Here is a 12,304-nt window from a genome sequence, read left to right as displayed (position 1 = left end):
ACTGTTCCCTTACTGGTGCAGCCAACGGCTGAAATTACTCTTTTGTTCGGCTTGTAATGGCAGTGAAGGGGCAGCCTTCGGTATGGGTAAAAGTTGATAGAGCAGCCGGTTAAGGGATTGCCGACATTCAGTGCATGACGGCTGCTGTTGGTAGAGGCGCAGTTGTTTGGAAAGCTCCAGTCTGATGTCGGCGGCCTGTGTTGTGGCAATTTTGCTGATTTGTTCCTGGAAATCGATGTCGAGATCGGCTCCTGTGTGTAGCTGCTCCATTAATGCCAAAAGCTGCACTCTTTCAGGCTGTTCAAATTCACTGCTGACAGTTTGTGGGGCTACGGCTTCCCGCTCGCCACTGAGACGGCGGCTCTCATCCAGTAGCGGTGCTTCGAAGCCAACTCTTTGCAGGTAAATACGCGAGGCCTGCTGCACTTCTTTGATAAAACGCAGGGCCCGGTGCTGGTGGGGCAGAGAAGTTAGGGGCTCGATCACCGAGAGATCGCGGTGGGAACTCCACATGGCATTGAGGGCATTGCGCAGCAGTTCCTTGGTTTGCGGATCAAACAGGGTGGCATGCTCCGAGCTGTCGTGCAGGTGGCCGGCGGAAGCGGCAATGCGCTCGGTCTGTTCGAAGTGGGAGTCCCGCTGGGCAAAGGGGCTAGCACTTTTTTCGCTGTGCGCCTGATGCTCATCCTGTTCCGGAGGTTGGTGATTCTCACTGTGTTCGGCGTTTTCCTCATCTGCGTGCTGTGCCGCTGTGCTGTCAGCATGCTCTGCTTCGGAGTCCTCCTCACCGAGGAAGCGGCCGTAACGCATACGCAGCAGGTTCTGCTCATAGGCCAGCCCTTCAGAGCGCTTGCGGAATTCCTCCGGCGGCAGCTTCTCGCGTTCGATCAACAGGGCTTCGGTATCAATAATTAGTTGACGCTGGCTGCGGAAATACTCTGGTAATACCTTGATCGCCATTCCCACGCTGTCACTCAGGCCGAAGATTTCATCCTGTGGCCAGCGTAGGATAAAGTGCTGGCTCTTGGATATATTAGCGCTGGGCTCACGGTTATCCCTAGCTTCCAGGTACCAGTAGAGTTCATCGCCGGCTTCCATGGAAAACTGGTCTAGGGGTAGTGAGAAATTGTAGTGAACATTATTGCTGTTAATTAAGGGGCTGGGCTGCAAGCTGGCGAGTGCGATACGCTCTTCGCGAAAGCGTAAATTTTCCCCGTTGCCACTGGCGAGGGTTACCAGCAGGTCCGCCGAACTGACTTGATAATCGTCGCTAATTACGACTTTCACAGGAATGGTTTTTGAATGCCCATATGTTGTGTCTATACGCAGGCTCGGCGCCTCGAAGACAAACTCAGGAGCGCTGTCTTTTTGCACCTGAATATTATGTATTTCCGGCAGGAGTTCTTGGGTATCTGAGACCTGCACAGAGAGCTGGTAAAAATCTGCCTTAGTGATCCTGCGCTGCAACTGCCACTCTTTGCTGGGGACTTCTCCCTGGGGAGAAAAAATAAAATTTTCTGATTCCGCCAGCATTTCCAGGCCGTCTACCGGTGTATTGAATTCAATACTCCACTGTACCTGTGTCTGCTCTGGCACATCGACTAGCAGGCCTTGGCGGGACGCCGCGAGGCCGGTATAGCTGGGTGGTTGAATACGGGTCTCTGCCCCCACGATGGCGAGCTTTTCCGTTGTGGCAATAGCGGCGCTTTGTTGAGCGACTCCCGTTTTATCTGTTACAGAAAAAGGGCTGCCGACAACAAATAGCCAAAGCCCCAGGCAGACACCAAAGGCGTGAGTAACAGGACTACGCAGGTGAGCTGGACCCAGTGATATTTTTTCGGGGTCTTGTCGTAATCGTTGCAAGGTCTTGTCGATACGCTTGCGCTGCAGTTGTTGCACAGGGCTCAGGTCGGTTTCCCGCTGCCACAACAACGAGCTGCTGTCCTGTAGCTGGGGAAACTGTTGGTCCAGGTGTCGGCATAACTGTGCCTGGCTCGGGCGCCAGTTGCGATCCAACAACAACCCCAGCGCAATAATTCCGAGCCAGGCGGGTAGTAGCCACAGGGGCCAGTTGAGTAGGTATACGCCCAAGCCAGCCAGCAGGCTGAGTGCGCTGCCCAGCCACAGGTAAGGTTGCAAAGCTGTCTGTTGCCAGCGTCTGCGCACAATGCCAATAGTTTGCAGGCCTTTATCCATGACGCGGCTCCTCAGAACTTCCCGGAGGCGTTTTACTTCTTCTATGCGCTGGAGCGCGCGACAGGGCCAGCAGACGCTCAAGCGTCAGCAGCAGTAGCAGGGCGATAATCATCCCGGGTTGCAGCTGTTCGCTGCGGCGTCTTTCGATATCGGTGTCTGCCACAGCAATACCCATAGTGACGCTACCCGACCACTGTCCGCGGTTGAGGTGCTGTAGTGGCCAGTCTTGCGCCGACCACTGTTGCCACAAAGCGTTGGGCAGGTCCGCACGCCGATAAAAATCAGCGCTGTGCCAATCCTTTTGATAGCGAAGCCAGCTGCCCCGCCCCAAAGGAGCTGCCTGTACCGAGTGATTCTCGGGCACAAAGACAAAGGCCACATCGCCAGGGGCTTGAATACTGTTATCGGTGATCAACAGACCGCCGTTTACGACAAAATCGCTAACCGCTTGGGGTAGGGGGGCAGGGCCTGCATAGATCAGCCAATCTGTTTGTTCGGCATTGGGTATTTCTTCCGTTCCCAGAGTTTGTACCGATAGCCCTGGCATGGTGCGGCGCCAGTCCTGCAATAACGGTATCCACCAGTTGGGTACTTCGCCCATTGTTGCGAGGCGCGGCAACAACGGGCTTTGCGGTGTGGTGGGCTTATTCAGGCTGTGCCACTGCCAGTGGGGGCTGCTTCGGAGCGCCTGGTGGGCTGTGGGGAAAGTGTTGTTTATCAACAGGATATGGGCGTAACGCAATTCGGCGCGGCGGGACAGCAAAGATAAAGTTTTCCACAGATCGACATTTTGTTCTGGGGGTGAGGTTATGGCTGTGGTTTCTGGGGATAACCACAGTACTTTGTAATTGGCCTCTGTAAGTTGCGGCAGAGAACTGTGGATAAAATCCATCGCCGTTTCCGCCGGAATCCGTGAATCCACCAGCACAACTATTTCCTGGGGATAAAAATTCCGCTTTATCAGCGGCTGGCTCAATAAAATAGCCAGTATGGCAACAATCAACAGGCGAAACAGCAAAAGCCACTTGTTATCCACAGCGGGGCGGCGCGCGCGACTCTGTGAATATCTCTGTACCCACTGGAGGGCGGCAAAGGAGATCTGCTGTGGATTACTTCGGCGCAGTAGGTGGATGGCAATAGGAATCGTCAGGGCGGCGAAAAGCCACAACCACTGTGGGGATTGGAAAATACTATTTATCCACAACATCTCAGCATAACCTGCCGTGACGTTGGATAAACTGGTGCAGGGACTTTTCCACAGGCTGCTCGATTAGGTTGCTTTGCAATAAACAGTCCTGAGCGGCGAAGCGCGCTTTGAGTTCGGTCTGCGCTTGGGCAAAGGCATTCAGGTAAGACTGGCGCTGTTGCTCGGCATCGACCTCCAAAGCTGCTGGGCTATTGGAGTTAGCTTCGGGGTTGAGCAGCTTCAGCTCACCGTCAAAGGGGAAAGTCTGTTCCGCTTCGATCAACAATTGTAGCGGCAGGCAGGGTCGGCCGGCGGCGTGCAGGCGTGCGGCAAAATGGCTGATCTCATTGTCCTGTTCAAAAAAATCACTCAGTAAAACCACTTGGCAGGGGCGTTCGAAGTATTGCCACAGTGGAGCCAGTTGGGATTGATCCGGCCAGTGGTCGCTGGCAGTGAGCCGCTGTAATTGCAGGGCGATCTGGCGCTGGTGATTTTCGCCTCGGCCTTCGGGCATATGGATGCTGTGCTGATTGTTCAAGGCCAACAGGGAAAAGCTGTCCCCCTGGGCACTGAGCAGCCAGCACAGGCTGGCAATCCAGCACTTGGCGTAGTGCAGTTTATTCAGACTGGGCTCGACAAAGCTTGCCTGGCCCAGGGAGGCGCTGGTGTCGAGCACAAAGCACACATGCATGCGGCTTTCCTGCTCGGTTTCACGCACATAATAGCGATCGCTGCGGGCGAATAATTTCCAGTCGATATGGCGAATGGCATCGCCGGCCTGATAGCCACGGTATTGGTGAAACTCCAGGCCGGTGCCGCGGCGCTGGCTGTGCTGGACGCCGAGCATTACCCCTTCGGCAATATGTCGAGATAGCCACACCAAATCGCGACAGCTGGCCAGGGTTTTGGGAGATAGGTATTCCATGTCGATCAATCCCGACCGGGTTCCGGGACCACCGCCAATAATTCGTTAATCAGCTGCGGCATTTGTACTCCGTCCGCCTGGGCCTGGAAGCTGAGCAGCACCCGGTGGCGCAGCACTGGCAGCAGCAGGCAGTGGATATCCTCGCGGGTCACGGCGAGACGTCGCTGTAACAGGGCGCGGGCCTTGGCGGCGAGGATCAGTGCCTGGCCTGCGCGGGGGCCGGCACCCCACTTGACCCACTGCTGCAGGGTGTCACTGCCACTGGTCTCGGCGCGAGTGGCGCGTACCAGTGCCGCCACATAGCCGTACAAGTCATCGCTCACATGAATTTCCCGCACCAGCTTTTGCATCTCGCGCAGTTGCTCGGCATCCAGGCTGGGGCTGGGTTTTATCCTGGCGGCGCCAGTGGTGGAGCGCAGGATTTCCACTTCATCCTGTTCATCCGGGTAGTCGATATGGATATTCAGCAGAAAGCGGTCCAACTGTGCCTCTGGCAGTGGGTAAGTCCCGGCCTGTTCGATGGGGTTTTGCGTGGCCAACACGAAATAGGGATCGGGCAATTCCAGGGTTTTACCACCCACGGTCACCGAGCCCTCCTGCATGGATTCCAGCAGGGCGGCCTGGGTTTTTGGTGGGGTGCGGTTAATTTCATCCGCCAGCAGGATATTGGTAAATATCGGGCCGCGCTGGAATTTAAAAAAGCGCTTGCCGGTGCTGTGGTCCTCTTCGAGGATCTCACTGCCGAGAATATCGCCAGGCATTAAATCCGGGGTGAACTGCACTCGCTTGAAATCCAGTGCACTGGCATCGGCGAGGGTTTTTACCAGCAGAGTTTTACCCAGCCCCGGCACCCCTTCGAGCAGGGCGTGGCCACCAGCCAGCAGGCAGATCAGCATCTGCTCCACCACGGGCTTCTGGCCGACAATGACTTTTGCAATTTCCTGTTGCAGATTGTCCAGGTTGTGCAGTTGTTGTTCGATACTATTTTCCAGGGTGGTCAGCATAGTCAGCTCGTCAATGCGTAAATAACAATGTTCACGGCAAATTTTGTGTTGTCGATGGCGAGCCAGCGCTTGTTGCGGTAGTCGTAGTCCCACTCGCAACCGAAATCCTTGTTGCTGTAGAGCACGGCGATGCGCCCGTTAACGACGATGGCTTTTAGGTAGTCATGTACCAGATCATCGCCCCAGCCATTTAATTCAAAGCTGGTTACCGGCAGTTCGTCGAAGGGGAAGAAACAGTGGTAGAGATCGTGATCGTCTGGGAGTTTTTGCAGGCAGTCGTGGCCGAACAGTTCAGCCATTTGCGCTTCGAAGGATTTGGCAAAGAGGCCATCGATATCGTGGTTGCAGTCGTCGACAAATACAAAGCCGCCGCGATTGACATAATCGCGAAAATTTCGCGCTTCCTCCGTGGTGAACTGCACCAGCTTGTGCCCGGCCAAGTAGCAGAACGGGGCCAGCAGCATTTTATTATCCGCCAGCGGCACTATGTGCTCTTTGAGGTCGACCTTCAGGTTGGTGTACTCCACCAGCGAGTTGAGCAGGTTGGAGGGCATGCGCTGGTCTACATCCCAATCACCGGACTCGTACATTAAGCGGGTGAAATAAAAATCGTAGTGCTCCCGCCTGTTACCCGATTCAATATTTTGCGCACGACTGCCCAGCGGCAGCGCTGCGGCGCAGCTGCCCAGGATCAGGTGCTGGAGAAAAGCCTTACGGGTGAGGGACACGGGATAACTCTATTTACTGCGTTGGTTTTTATTGTCGTGAGGGAAGGAAAGAAGGTGCTTAGTTCGGGACACGCTGTGAATACATCTTGGTGCGCGCTTAATCGGCATCCATGCCTCATACGGTCCCGAACGGAGTACCTTCTTTTCTTCTACCAATTTATTTTCAATACTGGGAGTTAGCCGGTTTTTCGGCTTAACCCATCGTGGATCAATAATTAGCCCAGTTTGCGCTTGGTGTTGATCACATTGATGCCGTCAAAGCGTGCAGTGGAACTACCATGGGACACCGCACTGGTTTGCATAGGCTGGCCTTTGCCGTCAAAGAAGGAACCGCCCAGGCGGTAGTCGTCCTTGTCGCAGACCTGCGAGCAGGCATTCCAGAATTCCTGGGTGTTGGATTGGTAGGCAACGTCCTCCACCATGCTGGTAATCTTGCCGTCTTCAATTTCGTAGAACAGTTGACCACCGAACTGGAAGTTGTAGCGCTGCTGGTCGATGGAGAAGGAACCGGCACCGACTATATAAATGCCTTTTTCCACATCCTTGATCATATCGTTAACGCTCAGCTCTTCTTTGCCGGGCAACAGCGAAACGTTGGACATGCGTTGGAATTGCACACTGGACCAGCTGTCGGCGTAGCAGCAGCCGTGGGATTTCTTTTGCCCCAGCATATGTACCTGGTCGCGGGTGGCCTGGTAGTTCACCAATACGCCGTCTTTGACCAGATCCCAGTTACGGGTCTTCACGCCTTCATCGTCGTAGCCGACGGCACCGAGTGAACCGGGCTGTACCTTATCGGCAAACAGGTTGACCTTGTCGCTGCCGTATTGGAATTTGCTGCTGCGCCATTTATTGATAGTGGCGAAAGAGGTGCCGGCAAAATTGGCCTCGTAGCCGAGTACCCGGTCCAGCTCCAGCGGGTGGCCGACGGATTCGTGAATAGTGAGCCACAGGTGGCTGGGGTCCAGCACCAGGTCGTACTTGCCTGGTTTGACCGATTTAGCTGTGAGTTTTTCCTGGGCCTGCTGCGCCGCCAGGCGCGCATCTTCGGCCATATCGTAGGAATCGCGGTAGAGCACGGTTTGCGATTGGATCTTGTCTTCAGCGCGGCCCTCCAGGTACTCAAAGCCGCGTCCTACCGGCTGGCTCAGGCCCTGGCGGGTGCGGAAGCCGCCGGTTTTCTTGTCCACTGCCGTTACCGAGAAGGGCGCCCACAAACGGTGGACGTCTTGATCGATATAGGAGCCGTCGGTGGAAGCAAAGTATTTTTGCTCGTTCACCAGGTACAACATGGAGTTGATATAGCTGGCGCCGGCCTCCAGGGCGGACTTGTTCACGTCCATCAACAGATCCACCTTGTCGGCCAGGGGGATCTGCATAGCGTTTTTCTGGATCGGTGTCTGCCAGCTGACTTCGCCATGGCCTTTTACCGGGGCCAGTTGTACTGGCTCCTGCTGGTACTTGGCATTGGCTTTGGCGGTGGCGACTGCCTGGCGGGTAGCGCGGGCGACGCCATCGGCCGTCAGGTCATTGGTGGCGGCAAAACCCCAGGTGCCGTTGGCAATAACGCGAATCCCCATACCGATGGATTCGGTGTTCACCACATCCTGCACTTTCATCTCGCGGGTGACCACGTATTGATTCAGGTAGCGGCCAATACGCACATCGGCATAACTGGCGCCGAGTTTCGTGGCGGTATTCAGGGCCACATCGGCAAATTCTTTTTTAACGGCGAGATCGATACCACTTTGGGTGAGTTTGCTCTCGGCTACCAAGTTGCCAGATAACGGCAACATGGAAACACCGAGGCCGGCACCGCTGAGCTGGAGAAATTTTCTTCTATCCATTTCATTTTCCTCAATGGGTGCGGGCTGTTACACGGCGTCGGAAAGGCTGCTGAAGGTAAAGTCGCGGACTTTCAACGCTGGGATCATGGCGGACATGCCCCACATACCGACGCGCTGGGGGATGCCCATATCCTCAATATTGTTGAGCATAATCACCGGGCTTTCGTTAAAGCGAAAGTTCTTCACCGGGTATTTGATTTTGCCGTTTTCGATATAGAAGGTGCCGTCGCGGGTGAGTCCGGTGAGCAGCATGGACTGCGGATCGACCATACGGATATACCAGGTGCGGGATACCAAAATGCCGCGGCGGGTGTTTTTGATCAATTCTTCGGTGGTTTTATCGCCGCCGACCATAATCAGATTGTTGGGCTCTGGCACTACCTCACCTTTGCTTTGCTTTGCCCAATAGCGATTACGCGCCAGATTTTTCACCACGCCGTCTTTGATCCAGTCGGTGCGCTGTAAGGGCATAAGGTCGTCGTCGGCCCAGGGCTGTGCGGGCACATTGAGATCGGCGGGGTCGGAGTAGAAGTGCACGCGCTTATCGAACATCTTCTCACCGGTACGGTTGCCACCGCCTTTTTTGCTCATAAAGCTGCGGCCCTCATCGGCGTTGCGTGCATCGAAACCACTCAACATATAACCCACCAGGCCGGAGACTGCGTTAGGTTCCAGGATCACGATGTACTTGCCCGGCTCCAGGGCACGGGCTTCCTGGGAGAGTACGGCCTTGTCGATGGCCACGGAGGAAGTACTGCCGGTATTCATAGTGCCAAAGTCGGTGACATCGCTTTCGGCCCAGCCGGAACCCAGGCCATTTTCGGTGCGCATGGTGACGGTGAAGTTAGCGGACGTGGAGGCGTGGTAGCCGAACAATCCCTTGGTCGTGGCGACTGCAGCAAAGGCGCGCGCATCTTCCAGGTAGCCGGCGGCAACCACTTTCTTTTCTTTTGCTGCAATGATGGAGTCGGCAGCTGCCTTGGCGCGCTGGTCCGGAGTGATATCGGCCGTAGACTTGGCATAGCCGTCCACACTCACATACTTCTGTGCGCCCAGCATGGGCATGGCTTCCGGGTTTTCCGGTGAGAGCTTAGCCAGCTCCTCTGCACGGCGCATCACTTTTTCCAGGGACGCATCGCTGAATTCGTTGATGGTGGCCACACCGGATTTTTTACCGAAACGGGCCTCAACGGCCAGTTCGATATCGTTGACGATACCGCTGGTGGAAACACTGTTGCGCGCGTAGCGAATATTGCCGGTTTCGCTGCCGGCTAGTTGCGCGCTGGCTTCATTGGCGCGGCTGAATTTTAAAACCTTATCGAGAATACGCTTCGCTTCACTTCTACTTAGAATTGCCATTGCCTTTTCTCCAATTACTTATTCTTGTGCGCTGCCGTTCAGGAAATCTTGCGCTTGGTATTAATTACATTGATTTTGTCGAAGCGGGAGGTGGAACAGCCATGGGACACCGCGCTCACCTGGCTTGGCTGGCCCTTGCCATCAAAGAAGGTGCCACCCAAGCGGTAATCGCTGTTGTCACAGATCGCTGAGCAGGAGTTCCAGAATTCCTGGGTGTTGGACTGATAGGCGACGTCCTCTACCTGGCCGACGATCTCGCCGTTTTTGATTTCGTAGAACAGCTGTCCACCGAACTGGAAGTTGTAGCGTTGTTGGTCGATGGAGTAGGAGCCGCGCCCGACGATGTAAATCCCTTTTTCCACATCGCGGACCATATCTTTGGCCGAGTACTTTGCCTCACCCGGTGCCAGGGAGACATTGGGCATACGCTGGAATTGCACACTGGACCAGCTATCGCCGTAGCTGCAGCCGTGGGACTCCTTTTGGTCGATCATATGGACCTGGTCGCGGGTGGCTTGGTAATTCACCAGAACGCCCTCTTTTACCAGGTCCCAGCGCTTGGTTTTCACTCCTTCATCGTCGTAGGCGACGGCGCCGAGGGAGCCGGGTTGTACCTTATCGGCGAACAGGGTGACTTTATCGCTACCGTACTGGAATTTGCCACTGCGCCATTTATCCAGGGTGGCAAAGGAAGTGCCGGCGTAGTTGGCCTCGTAGCCCAGTACCCGGTCCAGCTCCAATGGGTGTCCCACAGATTCATGAATGGTTAGGCACAGGTGTGAGGGTTCCAGTACTAGGTCGTACTTGCCCGGATCGATCGACTTGGCGGACAACTTGGCCTTGGCCTGCTCGGCGGCCAACATCGCATCCTCGGCCATATCGTAGGAGGCTTTGTAGAGGGTGGTCTGACCGCGGATTTTGTCTTTGTCGTGCCCGGCCAGGTATTCATAGCCTCTACCCACCGGATCACTGAGGCCATTGCGGGTTTTAAATACACCGCTTTTCTTGTCTACGGCCGTCACCTGCATCGGTGCCCAGAGGCGGTGGATATCCTGATCGATATAGGAACCATCGCTGGAGGCGAAGTATTTCTGCTCATTGACCAAATATAGGGAAGAGCGGATATAACTGGCCCCGGCCTTGAGCGCGCCGTTATTAACATCCATCAGGAAATCGACTTTTTCACTGATGGGCACTTGCAGGGCATTCTGTTTGATCGGTGTCTGCCAGGAAACCTCACCTACACCTTTAACTGGCGCTAAGCGCACCGGTTCGGTCTGGTACTTAGCATTGGCCTTGGCCACAGCGACGGCCTGGCGTGCGGCGCGGGCAACGCCGTCGGCAGTTAGATCATTGGTGGCGGAAAAACCCCAGGTGCCGTTGGCTATTACGCGGATACCAGCGCCGAGGGATTCTGTATTGACGATATCCTCGACATTGGTTTCGCGGGTCATCACGTACTGGTTGAGATAGCGGCCGATGCGCACATCGGTATAGCTGGCACCGGCCTTGCGCGCTGTATTTAGAACCACGTCCGCCAAGTGCCGCTTGTGAGAACTGTGCATGCCCTCGTTGAGCAACTGCTCTGCACTGACTTGCATACCTTGTAGTGGCAGTAAAAGACCACTGGAGCCGACGCCGGCGATCTTGAGGAATTTTCTTCTTTCCATTGGCTACCTTAGTTCCGCCAGTACGCTTTTATGCCCTGGGGGTGTAGTTATTGTTATGGTGCCCGGTGGTACATCAAGGGGCCTGACGGGCACTGCATTCAGACTTTGGGTGAGTACAACTAACAGGAGCAAGTGCTTCTTGTAAAGTGGTCGCTCGGTAGAGTGAGGTCTGGCAGGGGCGAGTGGTTGATAACTCCGAGGAAGGTTAGTGAGGCGCGCTCTTCGGAATCTTGGCGAAACGAGTGTTCATACCAAAAGTGAAATTTTCGATACTCGGATGATTAGTTTCAGTGTCATAAATATGTATCAAACATTCGATACTGCCAATAGAAAGCTGTCCGAACCCAGTCACATTACGTCGTTTTTCCTTTAAGATAATTGCCAGCTGTTTTCAATCGCTTTTCAAAGGCTGTGATGTTTTAAAACAATTTTCTCTCTGTTGAAATGTTAATCGTCGACTGTGGGCCAGTAGAATATTCTTAGTTTTATCAAGCAGTATAAAATTAGGGGACATTTAGGTAGTTTTTTGAACGATCCCAGTAAATCCAAAAACTACTAAAAGTTCGTTACGCAATATAACTGCTGGTATCAGAAGTCCCTGACGTTTAGTGGAGATAATGGCTGATTTTATAGTTATCAATATAAAGGCTAAGGTTTTCTTGAAATAGGTAAAATTACTGTTGTTTGCTACTGCCCTGTTCATTGGATCTATTAATCGGCACTGGCCTTTCCCATAAGTCTCCTATTGTCAGAGCGTGTAATTGCTTTTATAACTGAGGTTTAATTTAATGGTTAAAGGTGCCGGAATTTTTCTTTTGATGAAAAGACTCTTCGGTGCAGGCCTTTTCCCCGTCTATATATTGACCTGTAGTATACGGTTGTGTACATTTGTATACATGGTAAGAAAGGGAGCGATATGCTCAATAAATCCCAGTCTATTTCGGCGCGATTGTCGGCAGTTGACTACAACTACTTAATGTCGATTGACCGCAATGGGGCAATCACACAAAGTGAAAAAGTGCGTGAGTTAATTGCTATGGCGAGAGACTCGACCAGGCAAGTGAATTCGGTCCAGGCTTACCTTTCCTCAGCTGAAGCCCTGCTTCCATTAAAAGCGCGCTACCTGGAGGAAAGTCAACGTAGCCTTTTGATTGAAGCCGTATTGGAGTTGCTCGCAGAAAGTGCGGCAGTAGTGCATAACAGCACCGACTGTGAGCCTATTGCGCCAGTACTGGAGAGAAATCTCCTGCCTGCCGTTGATGCTTTCCTGGAAAAAATGGTACTCCTGTCTCGCCAGGGGGTTCCGCGCAGTATCCACCGCGAAACGGCGGAGAAAATTCGACATCGGTTGGAGTTGGAAACTGCCGATTAAATAGTGATTAACGCTAT

At 54.0% G+C, this 12,304-nt stretch carries 9 protein-coding genes; 1 reads left to right on the top strand and 8 read right to left on the bottom strand.

Annotation, left to right across the window (positions count from 1 at the left end; genetic code table 11):
• Positions 1 to 9: 9 nt before the first annotated feature.
• The 8 genes from MO867_RS01565 to MO867_RS01530 form a co-directional block, all read right to left on the bottom strand.
• Positions 10 to 2,196, bottom strand: a complete 2,187-nt coding sequence (locus tag MO867_RS01565; RefSeq protein ID WP_252464187.1) for a hypothetical protein — start codon at positions 2,194 to 2,196, stop codon at positions 10 to 12.
• Positions 2,189 to 3,403 carry a BatA domain-containing protein gene (locus tag MO867_RS01560; RefSeq protein WP_252464186.1) on the bottom strand — a complete coding sequence of 405 codons (1,215 nt, stop codon included), beginning with the start codon at positions 3,401 to 3,403 and terminating at the stop codon, positions 2,189 to 2,191. The genes MO867_RS01565 and MO867_RS01560 overlap by 8 nt, the downstream gene beginning before the upstream one ends.
• 1 nt (position 3,404) lies before the next feature.
• Positions 3,405 to 4,307 carry a DUF58 domain-containing protein gene (locus MO867_RS01555; RefSeq protein ID WP_252464185.1) on the bottom strand — a complete coding sequence of 301 codons (903 nt, stop codon included), beginning with the start codon at positions 4,305 to 4,307 and terminating at the stop codon, positions 3,405 to 3,407.
• A 5-nt stretch (positions 4,308 to 4,312) separates the two neighbouring features.
• Positions 4,313 to 5,404, bottom strand: a complete 1,092-nt coding sequence (locus MO867_RS01550; RefSeq protein WP_252464184.1) for an AAA family ATPase — start codon at positions 5,402 to 5,404, stop codon at positions 4,313 to 4,315.
• Entirely contained in the window at positions 5,314 to 6,039 is a 726-nt protein-coding gene (locus MO867_RS01545) for a DUF4159 domain-containing protein (protein ID WP_252464183.1), read from the bottom strand. The genes MO867_RS01550 and MO867_RS01545 overlap by 91 nt, the downstream gene beginning before the upstream one ends.
• 215 nt (positions 6,040 to 6,254) lie before the next feature.
• Positions 6,255 to 7,886, bottom strand: a complete 1,632-nt coding sequence (locus MO867_RS01540) for a TldD/PmbA family protein (protein ID WP_252464182.1) — start codon at positions 7,884 to 7,886, stop codon at positions 6,255 to 6,257.
• Positions 7,887 to 7,913: 27 nt separating this feature from the next.
• Positions 7,914 to 9,245 (bottom strand): TldD/PmbA family protein, encoded by a 1,332-nt coding sequence (locus MO867_RS01535; RefSeq protein ID WP_252464181.1) that lies wholly within the window; start codon positions 9,243 to 9,245, stop codon positions 7,914 to 7,916.
• Between the two features lie 38 nt (positions 9,246 to 9,283).
• Complete coding sequence (locus tag MO867_RS01530) at positions 9,284 to 10,915, bottom strand: TldD/PmbA family protein (protein WP_252464180.1); 1,632 nt, start codon at positions 10,913 to 10,915, stop codon at positions 9,284 to 9,286.
• A gap of 916 nt (positions 10,916 to 11,831) precedes the next feature.
• On the opposite strand from MO867_RS01530, the gene MO867_RS01525 reads away from it, so the two are divergent.
• Positions 11,832 to 12,287, top strand: coding sequence for a hypothetical protein (locus tag MO867_RS01525; RefSeq protein WP_252464179.1), 456 nt, complete (start codon positions 11,832 to 11,834; stop codon positions 12,285 to 12,287).
• Positions 12,288 to 12,304: the final 17 nt, after the last annotated feature.

Origin of the sequence: Microbulbifer okhotskensis, assembly GCF_023895975.1 — a bacterium.
Taxonomy (GTDB): domain Bacteria; phylum Pseudomonadota; class Gammaproteobacteria; order Pseudomonadales; family Cellvibrionaceae; genus Microbulbifer; species Microbulbifer okhotskensis.
Note: the sequence above shows the minus strand (reverse complement) of the source record. Positions and strands in the feature narration are given on the sequence as shown.